Consider the following 17,785-nt stretch of genomic DNA (forward strand, 5'->3'; position numbering starts at 1 on the left):
TGATGAGCTAAATGGAACACGTATTGTACGGATGCGCGTGTCGGTTTTGCGCTTCACGGCTTGTTTTGCGTTCCACGAATGTCAGTTCCCCAACATGTGCAACCCGAGTTGTTTAAAAATAGATTCCATTCTCTAGGATTTTCAGCCTCCTTCTCCTTGGCAGCCTTCCGGTATTCAGCCGGTGTCAAACCGTAAATACGCTTGAAGGCACGATTTAAGGCCTTTTCTGTCGTAAAACCTGAATCATGTGCGATTTGCAACACCGATTTTCGGGTGTTGAGCAATTGGTCGCGGGCATGATTTGCCCGCAGCAACGTCAGGTACTGCTTTGGTGGCACGCCCACGACTTGCCTGACGATATGCGACAGATGTTCCTTGGTATATCCCAATTCGCTGGCGGCGTTCTCCACGGACAGATTTGCGTCCAAGTAGCGACTGCTGAAAAGCCGGATCACACGCAGCCAAGAGTCCTTCAAAACCGAGCGGCCACTAATTTCCACGCTTTCGGTCCTGAAGTGGCTCAACATCACGCAACAAATCTCAAGTGATATGACGGTGAGTCGTAAAGCGCTAACCGTACCCACAATATAATGAGAGTAAAGGTCCGCAAACTGAGTAAGGAGGTCACGCAGTTGTGCGACCTCCTCACAGCTGTTTGAAGCACCAGGCGTGACATCAAACAGAGCCTCGTCGCCGAGCTTTGGGTCGTAACGCCGCAGCAAATCCCCCGGTACAAGTAGTGTCAATACCCGTCGACCCCTACCTTGGCCGAGGCGAAACGAATGAACGTGGTTCAGATTGATGATTAGGATGTCGTTAGCCTGCAAGCGATACGTTCGCCCTTCGACCTCAACGCGGTCCACGCAGCCTGAGATGACATAACAAATCTCCACGTAATCGTGCCAGTGAGGCGGCACCCAATCAGGAGCATCGGACGTGTGGAGTATCGCTTTTACTGGCAACCCAGGATCTGTAACGATATGCTCGAACCTGGCTTCCATTTCCTCTCCTCCCCGAAATACCCCACCGCCTACCTGCACGCCTCAGGCCAAATGCCTTCTAAAGAAGTCGACGATGAGACGAAGGATGCGCTCGTCTGAAAAACCGGGTGTTCCATGTCCTTCGTTCACCAGTCTAATGAGGGTAGCATCCTGTCCCAGTTGGCGAAGGGCATTGTAAAGCAAAACGCTCTGTCCATAAGGGACAAGTGGATCCTGATCCCCGTGCATGATGAGGAACGACGGATAGTCTACCCCAGGCTTCAGGTACGTGATCGGATTCGCCTTGAGCGCCTTTTCGGGGACTTGTTGTATCGGGGCACCGATGTACCTCGATTCTGGAGAGTCGGGACTATCGTGGTCTTGCTGGGACCCTTGCTCGTTCATTCTGAGGAAATCGGTTGGCCCAAACCAATCCACAACAGCTCGAACCGAGGGATCCTCATCCTCAATGTTTCCTGGGAATTCATTCAACATCCCGGCTGTCCCGATCATAGCAGCCAGGTTCCCCCCGGAAGATGCGCCCCAAACACCAATACGTGCGCAATTCACGGCCAGCCGCTGTGCATGCTTTTTAACATATCGAACAGCCTCGAACACGTCTTGTACAGCAGCCGGAAACGGCGCCTCGTAGCTGTACGTATGCTCCACGCTTCCAACCACAAAGCCCTGTTCGACAAGGTATAGGATTTGAGGTGCGCTTTGCAGCAGGTTTTGAGGACCGGCAGCCCCGAAAGCACATCCCTGGATAAACAACACACAAGGATAATCGGCTCCGGTTGGCACAGCGGGACGTACGAAGTGAATGCGCAATGGCCGCTTCGCCACACGATAGACCTCGGAGGTCACCACAGGCACGGTGGGTTTGAGTTCGCTCATCGCAAGTACGGTGGTCTCCAAATCCATCGTTAGCCCTCCTGACTGACGTCAAATAGTGAGTGTTACTGCGCTGTGTTGAGCTCATGCGAAGCCTGATTCAACTCAAGCGCGGTTTCCTTGTAGCCGAGACCCAAAACAAACGTCATTCCAATAATTGCAATGTCCACGATCATCGTCACGCGTAGACCAAAGTGGTCACCTAACCACCCAGCCACGATGGAGCCAATTGTCCCTCCGACCACCTCCCCGACAAAATTCGGAAGCGCTTGCGCTGTCGCGATGAACCGAGGTGGAACCGATTCGCCCGGTATCACAAACATGCACATACTCGCAATGCCTTGGCCTAGACTCAGAACGAAAATGGCCAAGAGCATCAAAGGCACTCGATTGGCAAACGCGATGAACGGCACGGGGGATAAGGTTGACAAGAAGCTAGCAATCAAAAACGCTTTTTTGCGATCAATTTTGTCTGACAATGATGGCAACAAAATATTGCCCAAGATGGACATGATACCATAAAAACTCACGACCAGGGCTGCTGTACTCTGGCTTACATGTCCGACTTTCACCAAATAGAGTGGCATAAACGTGTTTAACGTGGCAATACAACCACCGACAAAAAATATTGCAATACACATCGACAGCCATACGTTCCGGGAGCGGAGCACAACGCGAACATCGGCCCATCGAACTCTCCCTGGTGCGGAGCCCGAAGGCACATCTTGTCGGAGGGGTTCCTTCATGAAACGCGCCAGAAACAACGCCACAATGAGTCCCGGTATTGTGATGACGAACAAGCCATACCTCCAGCCCCATCGCGTGGCAATACAGACCAAAAGAATCGGAGTGATTGCATTAAATAAAGCCGAAGTGGCTATGGGCAGCCCCGTGTTCCGCCCTTTTCGGTGGGGACTGGACTCCATGAGAACCGTCGATTGAACGAGCGGAATCGTCGGACCCTCGGCGGCTCCAAGCAGGACACGCGCCAAAAGCAACCCAATGAACGATGTTGCAAGCCCGCTGAACAAAGTGGATATCGAAAACACAAGGACGAGAGCAATTAACATCCGTTTCTTATTCCCTATGATATCAGACACATAGGCGAAGACGACAGCGCCAAATCCCCATGCCAGCGCGACCGCCGACATGGTCTCGCCAAGCTGCGTGTCATTCAAGTGGAGAGAACGCGCGATTTGTGGAAAGAGGTTCGTAATTCCAAACCGATCTGCAAACACCAAACCATACACGACACACATGAGAGCAACTATTAGATTTTCGTATTTCGAACCTGACGATTTCATGTGATCACCCCGCAAACGCTTTCTTGAAGCTCATTGTAGTAGCGGCTCCCACAACAAGACGCCCATTTTTTAAGCTGCAAAATCTCATTTTCTACGAAGCTTCTCGACGGTTCGTTCGCAGACCGCTGTACGCTTTCACGCCACGGTTGCACCGCCTTAAAACATTGTATTCCGATGAGTTTTATGGTAGCCTGATCTCCTGTCAGCATCATGCTTTGGAGGTGATTCCATGGCCAGTCCAGAGGCTCGCATCGTAGACCTCGAAGCGCGTACGATGCAAAGCCCATCGGATCACGTGCAGCGCGTTTGGACGGCAGCCGCTCTCATCGTGTTTGTCCTCGGCTTCTTCTATTTGTGGAACGCCGTCTCGCCGGTCCACGCCGTCTTGTTCCTAGTGACGGGGGTCCTCGGCGTCGCGCTGTACTACGCGCACTTCGGGTTCACGACGTCCTTTCGCACGACCATCGTGTCCGGCCGCACCGTCGGCCTGCGCGCCCAGATGATCATGTTCGCGCTCGCCAACGTCCTCTTCCTTCCACTTCTGGTGCGAGGCCATGTGTTCGATCACGCCGTGAAGGCGAGCGTCTATCCCGTCGGACTGTCCGTGCTCGTGGGGTCGTTTCTCTTCGGCATCGGCATGCAACTGGGGGATGGCTGCGCGTCCGGCACCCTGTATCACACGGGCGGCGGCGACGCGCGCGGCCTTCTGACGCTCGTCGGTTTCGTCATCGGATCGTTCTTTGGCTCTCTCAACTACGCTTGGTGGATGAGCACGCCGAGTCTCGGCAAGATCTCGCTCATCCAATCGCTCGGGCCGCTCGGCGGGATCGCGGCAAATTTCGCCATCATGGCACTCATCTTCGTGGGCTCGCTTTGGCTGGAACGGCGCCGCAATGGAGATGTGGAGCCGTTGGTCACGCGGCGAGCATGGCATGTGAGCCGGATCGTGAAAGGCCCCTGGTCGTGGATTGCGGGCGGTGTGGTCCTCGCCGTGGGCAATTTCATCGTGTTGGCGCTCTCTGGAAAACCATGGGGCATCACGTCGGCCTTTGCGCTTTGGGCAGCCAAGCTCAGCGCCGCGTTCGGCTACCCGGTCCAGTCACTGCCGTACTGGCAAACGCCGCAGAACGCGGCGGCGCTGCATCACAGCGTGCTGCAAAATCTCGAGACGACCGACGACATCGCCATCATGTTGGGCGCCCTCCTCGCGGCGAGCCTGGCGGGCGCGCTGCCCAAGCGGTACCTGCGCCCCTTGCCCTGGCAAATGATTGTGGGCGTCTTGCTGGGCGGCTGCCTCATGGGCTACGGCGCGCGCATCGCCTTCGGGTGCAACATCGGCGCCTACTTCTCGGGCGTGGCCTCCTTCAGCCTGCATGGCTGGGAGTGGTTCGCTGGCGCACTCATCGGCAGCCTCATCGGCGTGCGGCTTCGCCCCGCGTGCCGATTGCCCAATCGATGACCTGACCCTATCCCGTGCGATCCGGCCGAAACCTGGCCGCCACGCGTGGAACGCCTCGAGCGCTTCAGTGGCCTTCGCGCCACTGGGGCGCTTTTCATGTATGATGGAGTGAAAAGGTTGCAGGGGGAGGATGACGATGGAAGACGTCGTGCGCAACAACATCGAGCGCTTCTCAGGCTTTGCAGGACTGTACGATACCTACCGCCCAGAAGCTCCCGACGCGGCGCGCGCCATCCTGATCGCGTATCTTGGGCACCGCCCTGACACGGTGATCGATCTCGGCAGCGGCACCGGCCTCTCCACGTTTCCGTGGCGGCATGAGGCGCGCCGAGTCATCGGCGTCGAGCCGAACGGCGACATGCGCGCGCAGGCCGAGCGGCGCGCGCGCGAACTCGGCGCGGATTGTGTCGCGTTTGTGCCAGGGCTCTCGACCTCCATTCCCTGCGGCGACGCCACGGCCGATCTCGTCACCTGCTCGCAGTCGTTTCATTGGATGGATCCTCTGCCCACGCTGCGCGAGGTGGCGCGCGTCCTGAAACCGGACGGCGTCTTCGGCGCGTACGACTGCGACTGGCCGCCCTCCTGCTGCCGCGACGCGGACATGGCGTACGAGGAACTTTTGCAGATGGCCGAGGACGCGATCGCCCGCTACGTCCCCAAGCAGGAACAGGCGCGAAAATGGCCGAAGGAAAAGCACCTCGAGCACATCCGCGCCTCGCGATGCTTCTCGTTTGCGAAAGAAGTGGTGTTCCACGTGGAAAAGCGCCTCACCCCGGAGGCGTTCATCGGCATCGCCCTGAGCCAGGGGCAGGTGCAGACTGCATTACAGCGACGGCTCCCCGGCATCGAAGAGGCCCTTTGCGCGTTTGAGTCGCGGATTCAAAGGGCCTTTGGGGGTGAGGAGAAGCCGGTTTGGTTTTCTTATCGCCTGCGTCTAGGTGTCAAGGGCGAGGCCACCGCCAACTGACGGCGGCCTCGTGATTAAGCCTGCACCAACTGGACCTTTCGCGCGATCTCGTCCTGAATCTGATGGACGAACTGATCGAGCGGCATGGCGCCGAGATCGCCCGCCTGATACTTGCGAACCGAGACGGAACCCTCGTCGCGTTCGCGCGCGCCGACGACGAGCGTGTATGGAATCTTGTGGGTCTGCGCTTGACGAATCTTGTAGCCTATCTTGTTGTCGCTCACGTCGGTCTCGGCGCGAATGCCGGCCTCCCTGAGCTTCGCCGCCACCTCTTCGGCGTAACTCGAGAACTCATCGGCGACGGATGCCACAACGACCTGGGTCGGCGCGAGCCAGACTGGGAAGGCGCCCTTGTATTGCTCGATGAGGAAGGCGACGAACCGCTCCATCGTCCCCACGACGCCGCGGTGGATGACGACTGGCCGGTGGCGCTCGCCATCTTCGCCCACGTACTCGAGATTAAAGCGGTTGGGCAGATGGAAGTCGAGCTGAATGGTGGAGAGGGTCTCATCCTTCCCGAGCGCCGTGCGCACCTGGACGTCGAGCTTCGGCCCGTAGAACGCCGCTTCGCCCTCCGCCTCGACAAACTCGAGGCCGAGATCGAGCATGACCTTGCGCAGCGTGCTTTGAGCGAGCTCCCACATCTCGTCGTTCTGGACGTACTTCTCGGTGTTGTTGGGATCGCGGTAGCTCAGGCGATGATAGTAGTCGTCGATCCCGAAGTCCTTGTAGACGCGCTGAATGAGCCGCACGACGCGGGTGAACTCCTCCTCAATTTGATCCGGCCGGCAGAAGATGTGCGCGTCGTTGAGCGTCATGGCGCGCACCCGCTGCAAACCGGCGAGTGCGCCGGACATCTCGTAGCGGTGCATGGTGCCGAGTTCCGCGATGCGGATGGGCAGCTCGCGGTAACTGTGCAGCCTGTGCTTGTACACCATCATGTGGTGCGGGCAGTTCATCGGGCGCAGGACGAGCTCCTCGTTGTCGATCTTCATCGGCGGGTACATGTCGTCCTTGTAATGCTCCCAGTGTCCGGAAATCTTGTACAGCTCGACGTTGGCCAAGTGGGGCGTGTAGACGTGCTGGTAGCCGAGCGACTCCTCGAGATCGACGATGTAGCGCTCGATGATGCGGCGAATCTTGGCCCCGTTCGGCAACCAGAGGGGCAGCCCCTGACCGACCTCGGGCGACAGCGTGAAGATGTCGAGTTCCTTGCCGAGGCGCCGGTGATCCCGCTCGCGCGCCTCCTGTTGGAGGCGGTTGTACTCGTCGAGATCGGCCTTTTTGGCGAAGGCGACGCCGTAGACGCGGGTGAGCATCTCGCGCTTCGAGTCGCCGCGCCAGTACGCGCCGGCAAAGTTTTGCAGCTGGAACACCTGCACGCGCCCCGTCGACGGCAAGTGCGGCCCCCGGCAGAGATCGATGAATTCGCCCTGGCGATAGAGCGTGAGCGTGACGTCCTCCGGCAGGTCTTCAATGATCTCGACCTTAAACCGGTCGCCGCGATCGCGGAAAAACCGGAGCGCCTCCTCGCGCGACACCACCTGACGCTCGATGGGGAGATCTTCCTGAATGATGCGCTTCATCTCCTCCTCGATGCGCGGCAGGTCTTCGGGGTGAAAGTCGTGATCGGCGAAGTCGTAGTAAAAGCCATTTTCGATCACGGGCCCGATGGCGCACTTGGTGCCGGGAAACAGGCGCTGCACGGCCTGGGCCATCACGTGGGCGCAGGTGTGGCGCATCACGTACAGCCCTTCGGGGTCTTTGAGCGTCAAAAGCTCCACCTGGGCGCCGTCTTCCACTTCGCGGCTCAAGTCGACGAGCGCGCCATTCACCCTGGCCACCACGGCCTCCTTGCCAAGCCGCGGGCTGATGGACTGCGCCAACTGGGCGTAGGTCGATCCGGCCGGCACCTGACGCTCGCTTCCGTCTTTCAACCGCACGGTGATCTCGTGAGACATGGGAAATCCCCTTTCGTCGCATGTGTGAGCACACAAAAACGCCACCGCCCCAATGGGACGACGGCGTTTGCCTCGTGGTTCCACCCATCTTCCCCGCGCGCAGTGGTGCGTCGCAGGCTCTGCGCCTTAACGCGGCGGACACGGTTCGCGTTGTGACCCGCGAACGGCTTGGGAAGTGGTGTCTTTTGCGTCATCGCGAAGGTGCTCTCAGCCTCGGCAACCTCTCTCTGGACGCGACGTCGGCGCAAAAGCGCGTCTTCCCGCATCGCCTGTGCTCGTTGGATTTGCCTTCGCCCGCTCGGGGCGCTGCTTCCCCTACGAAACTACACAATGCCGCGGAAGCCTGTCAAGGGATTGGGCCCGGCTCAGCCTTCGCCGAGCCCTCCCTCCTCCGCCGGCCCCCGCTCGCGGAGCGCCAGACGCCGCCGCAGCGTAGGCTCGCGATGGCTCTTTTCACGCGGCCGCTGCGCTTCGGCGGGCGCCTTGGTTCCGCACGCGGCGCAGCCCGTGCAGAGCGTGGCGCGATCGCCAAACACCCGGCTCAAGGTCTCCGAAAAGCTGGGCCACGGTGCATCCGGATACCCGTCGTGGACGACGATCCGCCACGGGGACCGGGTGATGAGCAGGGTCATGGCCAGATCTTCGCTCGTCACGTCCTCGTCCTGCAGGGCCACGCGCTCGATCTGCGCATCCGAGACCCGCGCCCCCTCGGCATCCGTGACCCAAATGCCCTCGGGCGTGATGTAGACGTGCAACTCCGCCTCGCAGGCCGGCTGCTCGTCGAGCATGTAGCGCAGCATCGCGAGGGATTCCTCGTACTCGTCCTCCAGCAGGGCGGCCGCGAGGCGATCCCGTACGCGCAAGGCCAGCTCGACGACGGCCCTGTGCAGGCGAAAGCGGGCAAACGGATCGAGCGCCACACAGACGGATCGCCCGAACTGACTTGCCAGTGCCCGCGCGAGCATCGACTGCCACTCGTCGAGCGTGTGGCCCGCCACCGGGCGGTTCTTCAAGCGCGTCTCGCTTAGCTCAATGATCGCGTGAAATTGGACTTCTTCCGCGGCCCAGAGTGGCTCCATGCGGTTGACGCGATCGACGACGCGCGCCTGCAGCCAGTCCCGCGTCATGGTGCCCGCGACGAGCTGCGCCACCCTGGGATAGAGCGCGGGCCCGCATTCGCAGACCACCCGCGGCCGATCGCCCGACACGACGTAGCTCGCCGCGCCGCACTCGGTCAGGCGACCCGCAAGCCCCAGACTGTCCAGTTCCGCCGTCAACTCGAAGATCAGCAACGCTCCCGCCTCCGGTTCATGGATGCCATTTTTAACCATTGTTCCTTCGAGGCGAGAGCCCTATACGCCTTGGGACGGGGTTCAGGAAAAGGCGCGCTCCAGATGGTCGACGATCTCGCCCACCTTGCGAATGGCCTCGCGGTAAGGCGCCTCGTCTCCCATGTCGAGGCCCACGTGCTGGAACAGCTCGAGCGGTGTCTTGCCACCGCCGACCCGAAGCACCTCAATCCACCTCGCCAGCGTATCTTCATCGCCCGCGAGAATGCGATCCGCCAACAGCGTCGACGCGGCGAGCCCCACGGCATACGTGTACGGATACAAGCCCATGTAATAGTGCGGCTGGCGCATCCAGTAGAGATCGGCGCCCTCGTCGAGATCGACGGCGTCCTGCCAGAAGTCGGTCAACACCTGGCGCGAGACCCGGCGAAACACCTCGGTCGAAAGCGGCTGGCCGCGATCGGCGAGCGTGTACAGGCGGCGCAGGATCTCGGCCTCGGTCTGATGCGTGACGAAATCGTGGTGGAAGGTGAACATCTGCATCATCCACACCTTGGCGCGGGCCGCGTCGTCTCCCGCGCGGCGCAGCAGCGCGTGCGCCACCATGTGTTCCATGAGTGTGGACGGCGTTTCAATGAACAGATTGGAAAACGCCAAATTGGACGGGCGCTCGTCCTGACACGCCAGGTAGAGGTGCACCGCGTGCCCGAGCTCGTGGGCCATGACGAAGACGCCGTACATGCCGCCTTCAAAGGGCGAGAACACGTACGGATGCGCGCTCGATTCCCCGCAAAAGGCTCCGTTCCAGTTGCCCTGGTTGCGCGCCCAATAAATCCAGCGCTCCTCGAACGCGCGCCGCAGGATGTCACCATACGTGCTGCCAAGCGGGGTCGCCGCTTCTACAATCAGTTCGCGCGCGTCGTCAAACGTGAGCTCCGCATCGGTCAGCGGGACAAAGGGCGCCTTGGTGTCGCACAGCCGGAGCTTTTCGAGCCCCATCACGCGCTTGCGCAGCTGCGCCAGGCGGCGCATGTGTGGGGCGAGTTCGCGCATCATGACGTCCTGCACCATGAAGTAATGCTCGGGCGGCACCTGATTGGCCGCCATGGTACCGCCGAGGCGCATGGCCTGCAGCATCTCAAACACGTTGCCAAACCCGCGCAGGCGCGCCGCCACCACGTCATTTTGGATTTTCGCCCCGAGCGATCGCGCCAGAGTGTGCTGATACGGGCGCAGGCCCTGGACCACGCTGTCGTACGCCCTGTGTCGAAGCGCGGTGTCGTGGGACGTCTCGATGTGCATGAGCAGCGCCGAAGGCGTGACGCCCACTTCGTGGCCCTGGCTGTCCCGCACGGGCTCGAAACGCATATCCGCGCCTGTCGCAGCCTCGTAGATGCTCGACGGCAGCGAAAAGGCCGCGGCGTGAGCGGCAAGCGCTTTTTCCGCGTCATCCGCCAGGCGATGCGCGCGGACGCGCTCAATCTCTGCGAAATACGGCGCGTACGGCTTCAAGGACGGATCGTCCACCCAGCGGGCGAGCGTAGGCGCCGGCACGCGGCAGAGCGCCGCCACGAGCGCTTCCGACGCCTCACCCGCGCGTTCCAAGGAAAGCTGGGCCATGGACACAAGCCGCTGCGCGTCCTCATCTGTCGCGTCTTCGGCGAATTTGCTCATCGCGTACCGCTCGACGTCCGTGCCGAGCCTTAACATCTCGTCGTGGAGCGCCAGCGCCCGGCTCACGCCGGCCGGATCGGAAAACGAGTTTGCGGCGATATTCGCGAGCTCATCGGCGAGCTGGCGGACGCGTGCGCACGCCTGCTCCCATGCCGCGACATCCTGAAACAAAGGCGATAAGTCCCACGTCTCATGTTCGGGCACCTCACGGCGCGATCTCAGTGCCATGGTCGATTCAGGCTCCTTTCACCGGTTGGACGGTTCGACGTACATGCGGCTCGTTGCGGAGAACGACTCGGACGGCGCGAGCACGATGAGACCGGTCACGTCCTGCGGCAGGTCCATGTTGGGCGCGTTCACCATGCTCGTCTGCGGCTCCGGGCAGAAGAACGTGCCGCAGCAGTTGTTGTTCCACACCATCCAGTGGCGGTACTGGAGATCCACGTCGTACACGAATGCGAGCCCGAGCTCCGCGTCGGTCAAGACCATCCGATTGTGGCCGCCCTGCGGCCTCGCGGTATAGTGATTGTCCATCGGCTCGTAGAACGGATTGGCGCCCCCCGTAGGCATCTTGCGCTCATTTTCGTTCAGGGGCTGAAACCGTCCCGTGGGCAGCTTCCGATCATCCAATTCCCATCGTTCGCCAATGGTCAGTTGGATCGAACACGCCTCCGCGCGCGACGCTGGCGAGAAGGGCACGTTGACCGCCGTGTGAAATCCCAACATGACCGGCATGGGCTCGTGGCCGCGATTCTCGATGCGCACCCGCTGGACCAGCCCCTCGTCCGACAGCTCATAGCGGATGCCGAACCGGAACGTGTGTGGCCAATGTGCATACACCGGATGGCCCTCTTTCACTTCGTGGGCGATCTCGACGTATGCGCCTGCCTCGTCCTCCCCCATGTCGACGACCGGCCACTCGATGCGCATGAAAAACCCATGCAGATGATTGTGCGTGGCCTCCTCATTCACCGGCAGGCGATACGCCTTGCCGGCGATGGTGAATTCCCCATCCCGGTACCGGTTCGGCGGGTACAGGACCGGAATGCCATACCGGCCAGGCGCCTTGCGAAACTCCTCCATCTCATGCTCCGGCTCTCGAAGGAACCGGAAGCCGCGCGTCACGTCGCGAAGGGCCACGAGATTGCCCCAGCCTGGCAACAGGTAGGCCTCGTAGCTGCCCTTCGAGAGGCGTACCGCGCGCTCACCGCCGTACGTCGTCTCCACTGCGGGCATGTTCGCCACCCTTTCTCATGATGTTCCCTCGGTAGCTATACGCTTTCAAGCCGCCAGATCCTTCTCGCCCGCGTTCGCCGCGGGACCGTCAAGCCAAGCCGGAGGGCAGGCCGCGCAAATGACGGCAGCAGACCGCCGCGCAAATGACAGCAGCAGGCCGCGCAAATGACGGCAGCAGACCGCCGCGCAATTGACAGCAGCAGGCCGCGCAAATGACGGCGCCCACACGCAAGCCCCCGCGGGGCGCTGTGGGCGCGATCGCCAAGCGATATTCTGCTCCACACGATGAACGACCATCACCCGTTTGCGCGGTAGATCGACTTCAGGGCAGGGTACAGCGCGCGGTACACGCGGTAGGCCTCTTCGTACGCCGCCCTGTCCGCGGCCACGGGTTCCGTCGTCGACTCCACGCTGACCCAGGCGTCGACCGCGGTCAGGACGTCGGAGAAGACGTTGGCCGCGACACTCGCCAGGATGGCGGCGCCGAAGGCCGGGCCTTCATTCGCCGCAATGGCCACGACCGGGCGGCCAAACACGCCGGCTTGGATTTCGCGCCAAACGTCGCTTTTCGCTCCACCGCCCGACACGCGAATTTCTTCCACCGGAAGCTCCAAGTCCTCCATCAACTGCAGGCCGTCGCGAAGGCTGAACGCCACGCCCTCCATGATGGCGCGAACGAAGTGTGCGCGCTCGTGGCGCGCGGTGATGCCGAAGAAGACGCCTTTCGCCTGCGGATCGAGGTGAGGCGTGCGCTCGCCCATGAGGTAGGGGAGAAAGACGAGTCCCTCGCTCCCCGCCGGAACGCGCCGCGCCTCCTCGCCGAGCAGGTCGTACACGTCGCGCCCCGTCTGCGCCGCCACCGCGCGCTCCGCGTCGGCAAACTGATTGCGGAACCACTGCAGCGATCCGCCCGCGGACTGGGTGACCGCCATCACGTGCCACTTGCCCGGCACCGCGTGGCAGAACGTGTGCAACCGCCCCTTCTCATCCCGCACGATCTCGTCCGCGTGCGCGAACACCACGCCGGATGTACCGATGGTGCTTGACACCGCGCCCTTGCGCACGATCCCGTTGCCAACGGCGCCCGCGGCCTGGTCACCCCCGCCCGCGGCGACGGGCGTCCCCGCGCGCAGCCCGGTTTTCGCGGCCGCACCCTCGCTCACCCGGCCGCTCACCTCAGGGGACTCATACACCCGAGGCAGCCAGTCCTTCGGCACCTCCAGTGCGGCCACCATCTCGTCGGACCATCGGCGATGCTTCACGTCGAACCAGAGCGTGCCCGACGCGTCCGAGACGTCAGTCGCAAACTCCCCGGTCAGGCGATAGCGAATGTAATCTTTCGGAAGAAGCACGTGGCGAATGCGCGCGTACAAATCGGGTTCGTGTTGGCGCACCCAGAGCAGTTTCGTGGCCGTGAAGTTCGTCAGCGCGGGATTGGCCACCCACTCGATGGTCTGTTCGAAGCCCACGCGCTCGTGAATCTCCGCGCATTCCGCCTCCGTACGCTGATCCGACCACAGGATGGCCGGGCGCACCACCGCGCCCGACGCGTCCAGCGTCACGAGGCTGTGCATCTGCCCCGTGAGCCCCACGGCCGCGATGTCCTCGCCGCCAAGGCCGCTTCGCCCGAGCGCGAGGCGGATGGCCGCGCACGTCGCCTCCCACCAGTCCTCCGGGTTTTGCTCGGCAAACAGCGGCTGCGGCTGGGAGACCTCATAGCCCACCGTGGCCTGGCCGAGCGTCCGGCCGCCCCGGTCGATCACGACGACCTTCACGCCCGAGGTGCCGACATCAATGCCCATCAGTGCCCCTTGCGACATGGCCATCATTCCGTTTCCAGCAAATACTGGTTCAGTTTCGCCAGCAGAGCCTCCTGGCGCCCCGAGCGGGTTGCCGTGACGCGCTTGTCGAGGACGTACGACTCGAGCGACGCGAGCGTCGCGCGGCCCTCCACAATGTCGCGGCCGATGCCACTTCGAAAGCTCGCGTACCGCTCTTCGATTTCGCTTTCGAACACGCGATCTTCGAGCAGCTTGGCCGCGACCTTGAGCCCGCGCGCAAAACTATCCATCCCGGCGATGTGCCCGTAAAACAGATCGATGGGCGTCATGGAGGCGCGGCGAACCTTGGCGTCGAAGTTCAGCCCGCCAGGCGCCAGCCCACCATTCAGCAGGATCTCGTACATGGCGAGCGTCGTGTCGTACAGGTTGGTCGGAAACTCGTCCGTGTCCCAGCCGATCAACGGATCGCCCTGGTTGGCGTCGACCGATCCCAAAAGCCCGTGAATGCGCGCGAACCGGAGCTCGTGTTGGAACGTGTGACCGGCCAGCGTCGCATGGTTCGCCTCGATATTGAACTTGAACCGGTCCTTCAACCCGTAGTGGTACAAAAACGCGAGCCCCGATTGCACATCAAAGTCGTACTGGTGCTTCGTCGGCTCCTTCGGCTTGGGTTCAATCAGGAACTGACCGGTGAATCCGATTTCGTCTGCATAGTCCGCCGCCATCTGCAGAAGCCGTGCATAGTTGTCGAGCTCGAGCTTCAAGTCCGTGTTCAAAAGGGTCTCGTAGCCCTCGCGGCCGCCCCAGAAGACGTAGTTTTCAGCGCCGAGCTCCTTCGCAATTTCGAGGCTCTTTTTCACCTGCGCCGCCGCGTACGCAAACACGTCCGCGTCGGGCGCCGTCGCCGCTCCGTGCGCAAACCGCGGGTTGGAGAACAGGTTCTGCGTGTTCCAGAGCAGCTTGATGCCCGTCGACTGCATGCACTCCTTGATCAGCCGGACGATCTCGTCCAGATTCCGATTCGTCTCGCGCAGCGTGTCGCCCTCGGGGGCAATGTCGCGATCGTGAAAGCAGAAGTACTCGACACCGAGCTTGGTCATGAATTCAAAGGCCGCCTCGACACGGCGCTTGGCCAGATCCATGCCGTCCGCGCCGTCCCATGGCCGGATCATATTCGGCTGCCCGAACGGGTCCGCGCCCGAGAGGGTAAACGTGTGCCAGTAGGCCACAGAGAAGCGCAGATGGTCCTTCATGGGTTTCCCTAGCACGATCTCATCGGGATTGTAGTACTTAAACGAGAGCGGATTGTCGGAACGCTTGCCTTCGTAGGCCACGCGCGTCACTTCAGGAAAGTAGGTCGGCACGTCCATCACCTTCGCTTCAAGTTCGTTTATCGAACAAACATATCATCATGCTAGCAGACACCATTCGGGTTTGCAAGGGGTTTCAACAAGCGCTTCCCGATGGGAAATCGAAAAGGCGCGGGAGCCCCGCGCCGTGCAAATGTCGATAAATCCGTTATGGCGTTCAGTGCCGCGAGAAGCGAGGTCGCATGCGCTCGATGGGCCGGACGCTCGTCGCGTACTCGAGCTGCAATTGGGCCGTCTCGCGACCAAATAGGACAAACGGCGTTGTAAACGCCACGAGGACCACCGCCATGCCGAGAAACACGACGCGATCGCCGCCCAAGGAGAGGACAAAGGGGATGAAGTACGTCGTCACGATGCCGCTCAGGCCTCGCGCAATCATTTCCCCGACGTACACGCCGCGACCGCGCACCTCCGTGGGATACTGTTCGGCCACAGACAACTTGGACACTGGAAAAATCCCAAGCCCGAAGAAGGCGGTCAGAACGCCTGCGACGACGGTCGCGTCTCGCGTGTGCACCGATGCGAACAGCAGGCAGCCGATGGTCGCCAGGGCCGCATACGCGGCAAGGACCCGCTTGCGCCCAAATTGGTCGGACAAATAGCCTTGGCAGACGGACCCAAATCCTGCAAACAGCATCATGAGCCCGGTGTCCAAAATGGAATTGGACACGCCGAGCCCCCGCTTGGCCAAGAGCGCCGGGCCAAACACCTGCAAAACGTAGAACAACATGAGGGCGGCCGTGAGATGCAGGATGACCATCGCGCTTCGCGACAAAAGCGGCGGCCGAAAGATGGAACGCAGGGTCTTCAGCATGTCGTGTGGCGTCTCATCCAGCGTTTCGGCGATCACCTCGTCGTAAAGCGTCTCGTCGTGCGGAAGTGAAGCCTGTTGCTCCAAAGCCTCGACGAGCTGCGCCACCGGGGTCTGACGGCCCTTGTCGAGGAGGTAGCGCGGCGACTCGGGAAGCCAAAGCCCAATCGGGAGGAGCATAATGAGCGGGACGCCGCCGAGCAAGAACGGAATGCGCCAAGCCACCGCATCGGGATAGTGGTGGAGCGCCCAGATGGAAACAAGGCTTGGCACGATGTACGCGGCCGTCAGGATGCCGTTGGCATACCCCACACTCACCGCTCGCCGCCGCGAGTTGGTAAACTCGGACAAAATGAGATACGGCATCGGCAAGACCGCGCCCTCGCCAATGCCCGCCAAGAACCTGACGAGAAACAGATCCGCCACGTTGTTTGCAAGCGCGCCGAACATGGTCACGACGGAAAACCAGGCGATGCCCATGAGAATGACGCGCCGGCGTCCAAAACGATCCGCCATCATGCCGGCCGGGATCATGCCCACCACGATGCCGAGCGTGGACGCGATCGCCAACAGCCCAGTCTGCCAAGACGAAAGGTGCCACGCCTTCTCCAGCGTCGTGAGCACGGGGCCGACGATGCCGATGTCAAACGCCTCGGCGAGCCACACGAGCGAGAGCAGTGCAATGATTCCCATCAGCCTCGGCGTGATGGGCAGGCGGTTCAGCCTGGTCAAGAGATTGACGTCGCGAAAGTTGGCCATGCTTGTCCCTCCTCGCCAGTGGCGCTTTCACAGCCGGTGAACGGTCACCTCACTGCGCACCAGAAACCGCAGATTGATGCCGGACTGGCCCACGCCCTTGGAGATGTAGTAAGGCCCTTGTTCGGCATCATGAAGCCCCGCGTAAATGCCCTGCTTCGCGAGCGGGCCCATCGGTTTGAGGTGATAAAAAAACGGAAGACGAAACTGTTTTCCGTGCAGATGCCCGGCCAAGAGCGCATCAAACGGCCTCCTTGCCGCCAGAACAAACGTGGGGTCATGCGTCATGACGACCACCGGCAGGCCCTGTGGCACCCGCGCATAGGCGGCCTCCTCGTCGCTGTGCCGCGTGTCATAATCGTCGATCCCGACCAGACAAAATCCGTCGAGGACGACGGACGAGTTGCGCAGGACCGTCACGCCGTGCGACTCGAGACAGGCGATGAGCGCGTTCAATCGGCCGCGAAGCTTGTAATCGTGATTGCCGAGCACGGCGAACACCGGCACCTGCGCGCTTTGGAAAGCCCGCAAGTAAGGCTCAAAGCGCGGGAGAGCCTTTTCGGAGTCGACGTAATCGCCTGTCAAGCAGATGTAGTCCGGGCGCTCGGCCCGACAAACGGCGGCGAGACGCTCGGGCGAAATGCGATTGCGTTCCACGTGTAGATCACTGATCTGGAGCAGGGTTCGGCGCAGCCCGAGCTGCCAATCCACCCGCTCCACCTTAAGCCACTGGGTGGGGAGAACGGTCGTTGCGTACCCCACGCCGCCAAGACCTCCAACACACGCGGCCAGCCACATCCACATCGGAAGCGTCCCTCCATCGCCGGGCAAAAGGTACCTCTGCCCAGTGTATACGCCTCCGTGGTCAGCCGCCACTGGTCCTGCGAGCGGCAACGAGCCGACGTCCCACCATCGAGATTTCACATGCTCGACTGAGCGAGAATTCGACACCGGGGCATCGGTCACCTTTTATAGATCTCAAAAAACCTTCAAAATCAGCTTGAATTCTCGAGTGGGGCTCATAGGCGGGCAGTCTGGATAAGAGGGCCGCCCGAAGCTCTGTCGGGCGGCCCTCTGCAATGCGGCTGACAGGAATCGAACCTGTGACCCCTACCGTGTCAAGGTAGTGCTCTCCCTCTGAGCTACAACCGCGCGGCTGAGTCATTGTATCAAGCGCGCCCGGGGGGTGTCAATGGCGTGCCGATTCCGGGTGCGTGTCAAGTTGTCGTAGGGGACCTCACTGCGCCAAGCCGTCACGCAATGGTGTGCGGAAGCCGCGCCAGCTCACGAAGCACGTACTTCA

General features: G+C 61.5%; 13 protein-coding genes and 1 tRNA gene. 2 read left to right on the forward strand and 12 right to left on the reverse strand.

Going from position 1 to position 17,785, the window contains the following annotated elements:
• Nucleotides 1-53: 53 nt before the first annotated feature.
• Genes BW934_RS12875 through BW934_RS12885 form a run of 3 tightly spaced genes read right to left on the reverse strand, consistent with a single transcriptional unit; the run spans nucleotide 54 to nucleotide 3,178 of the window.
• Nucleotides 54-1,001 carry an AraC family transcriptional regulator gene (locus BW934_RS12875; protein ID WP_076348754.1) on the reverse strand — a complete coding sequence of 316 codons (948 nt, stop codon included), beginning with the start codon at nucleotides 999-1,001 and terminating at the stop codon, nucleotides 54-56.
• Between the two features lie 42 nt (nucleotides 1,002-1,043).
• A complete protein-coding gene (locus tag BW934_RS12880; RefSeq protein ID WP_076348756.1) occupies nucleotides 1,044-1,904 on the reverse strand; it encodes an alpha/beta hydrolase in 861 nt (286 codons plus the stop codon).
• Between the two features lie 35 nt (nucleotides 1,905-1,939).
• Entirely contained in the window at nucleotides 1,940-3,178 is a 1,239-nt protein-coding gene (locus tag BW934_RS12885) for an MFS transporter (RefSeq protein WP_076348758.1), read from the reverse strand.
• A 229-nt stretch (nucleotides 3,179-3,407) separates the two neighbouring features.
• Between BW934_RS12885 and BW934_RS12890 the strand changes: the two genes are divergently transcribed.
• Both BW934_RS12890 and BW934_RS12895 read left to right on the forward strand, forming a co-directional pair.
• Nucleotides 3,408-4,637 carry a YeeE/YedE family protein gene (locus BW934_RS12890; protein ID WP_076348760.1) on the forward strand — a complete coding sequence of 410 codons (1,230 nt, stop codon included), beginning with the start codon at nucleotides 3,408-3,410 and terminating at the stop codon, nucleotides 4,635-4,637.
• 136 nt (nucleotides 4,638-4,773) lie between these two features.
• On the forward strand, nucleotides 4,774-5,604 hold the full coding sequence (locus tag BW934_RS12895) for a class I SAM-dependent methyltransferase (RefSeq protein WP_076348762.1): 831 nt from the start codon (nucleotides 4,774-4,776) through the stop codon (nucleotides 5,602-5,604).
• 14 nt (nucleotides 5,605-5,618) lie between these two features.
• Here BW934_RS12895 and thrS read toward each other — a convergent pair whose 3' ends face one another.
• The 9 genes from thrS to BW934_RS12940 form a co-directional block, all read right to left on the reverse strand.
• The gene (gene thrS / locus BW934_RS12900) at nucleotides 5,619-7,565 is read right to left on the reverse strand and encodes a threonine--tRNA ligase (protein WP_076348764.1); all 1,947 of its coding nucleotides are present in this window, start codon (nucleotides 7,563-7,565) and stop codon (nucleotides 5,619-5,621) included.
• A gap of 365 nt (nucleotides 7,566-7,930) precedes the next feature.
• The gene (gene ytxC / locus BW934_RS12905; RefSeq protein ID WP_076348794.1) at nucleotides 7,931-8,857 is read right to left on the reverse strand and encodes a sporulation protein YtxC; all 927 of its coding nucleotides are present in this window, start codon (nucleotides 8,855-8,857) and stop codon (nucleotides 7,931-7,933) included.
• Between the two features lie 81 nt (nucleotides 8,858-8,938).
• Complete coding sequence (locus tag BW934_RS12910) at nucleotides 8,939-10,756, reverse strand: M3 family metallopeptidase (RefSeq protein ID WP_076348766.1); 1,818 nt, start codon at nucleotides 10,754-10,756, stop codon at nucleotides 8,939-8,941.
• Between the two features lie 18 nt (nucleotides 10,757-10,774).
• Nucleotides 10,775-11,764 carry an aldose 1-epimerase gene (locus BW934_RS12915; protein WP_076348768.1) on the reverse strand — a complete coding sequence of 330 codons (990 nt, stop codon included), beginning with the start codon at nucleotides 11,762-11,764 and terminating at the stop codon, nucleotides 10,775-10,777.
• Between the two features lie 296 nt (nucleotides 11,765-12,060).
• Complete coding sequence (gene xylB, locus BW934_RS12920) at nucleotides 12,061-13,593, reverse strand: xylulokinase (protein WP_076348770.1); 1,533 nt, start codon at nucleotides 13,591-13,593, stop codon at nucleotides 12,061-12,063.
• A complete protein-coding gene (xylA, locus tag BW934_RS12925; RefSeq protein ID WP_076348772.1) occupies nucleotides 13,590-14,915 on the reverse strand; it encodes a xylose isomerase in 1,326 nt (441 codons plus the stop codon). Before xylA ends, xylB begins: the two co-directional genes overlap by 4 nt.
• Before the next feature lie 157 nt (nucleotides 14,916-15,072).
• Nucleotides 15,073-16,485, reverse strand: a complete 1,413-nt coding sequence (locus BW934_RS12930) for an MFS transporter (RefSeq protein ID WP_076348774.1) — start codon at nucleotides 16,483-16,485, stop codon at nucleotides 15,073-15,075.
• A gap of 27 nt (nucleotides 16,486-16,512) precedes the next feature.
• Nucleotides 16,513-17,244: a metallophosphoesterase gene (locus BW934_RS12935; protein WP_234969802.1), complete on the reverse strand. Its 732-nt coding sequence runs from the start codon at nucleotides 17,242-17,244 to the stop codon at nucleotides 16,513-16,515.
• Nucleotides 17,245-17,562: 318 nt separating this feature from the next.
• Nucleotides 17,563-17,634, reverse strand: a tRNA-Val gene (locus tag BW934_RS12940).
• Nucleotides 17,635-17,785 lie beyond the last annotated feature (151 nt).

Origin of the sequence: Alicyclobacillus vulcanalis (assembly GCF_900156755.1) — a bacterium.
In the GTDB taxonomy this organism is placed as follows: Bacteria; Bacillota; Bacilli; order Alicyclobacillales; family Alicyclobacillaceae; genus Alicyclobacillus; species Alicyclobacillus vulcanalis.

What these genes read in the sequence shown, in the direction of transcription:
- BW934_RS12910 (WP_076348766.1), bottom strand. Translation starts at nt 10,756, where the DNA reads ATGGCACTGAGATCGCGCCGTGAGGTGCCCGAACATGAGACGTGGGAC.
- thrS (WP_076348764.1), bottom strand. Translation starts at nt 7,565, where the DNA reads ATGTCTCACGAGATCACCGTGCGGTTGAAAGACGGAAGCGAGCGTCAG.
- BW934_RS12930 (WP_076348774.1), bottom strand. Translation starts at nt 16,485, where the DNA reads ATGGCCAACTTTCGCGACGTCAATCTCTTGACCAGGCTGAACCGCCTG.
- xylB (WP_076348770.1), bottom strand. Translation starts at nt 13,593, where the DNA reads ATGATGGCCATGTCGCAAGGGGCACTGATGGGCATTGATGTCGGCACC.
- BW934_RS12895 (WP_076348762.1), top strand. Translation starts at nt 4,774, where the DNA reads ATGGAAGACGTCGTGCGCAACAACATCGAGCGCTTCTCAGGCTTTGCA.
- BW934_RS12885 (WP_076348758.1), bottom strand. Translation starts at nt 3,178, where the DNA reads ATGAAATCGTCAGGTTCGAAATACGAAAATCTAATAGTTGCTCTCATG.
- BW934_RS12890 (WP_076348760.1), top strand. Translation starts at nt 3,408, where the DNA reads ATGGCCAGTCCAGAGGCTCGCATCGTAGACCTCGAAGCGCGTACGATG.
- BW934_RS12880 (WP_076348756.1), bottom strand. Translation starts at nt 1,904, where the DNA reads ATGGATTTGGAGACCACCGTACTTGCGATGAGCGAACTCAAACCCACC.
- BW934_RS12875 (WP_076348754.1), bottom strand. Translation starts at nt 1,001, where the DNA reads ATGGAAGCCAGGTTCGAGCATATCGTTACAGATCCTGGGTTGCCAGTA.
- BW934_RS12915 (WP_076348768.1), bottom strand. Translation starts at nt 11,764, where the DNA reads ATGCCCGCAGTGGAGACGACGTACGGCGGTGAGCGCGCGGTACGCCTC.
- xylA (WP_076348772.1), bottom strand. Translation starts at nt 14,915, where the DNA reads ATGGACGTGCCGACCTACTTTCCTGAAGTGACGCGCGTGGCCTACGAA.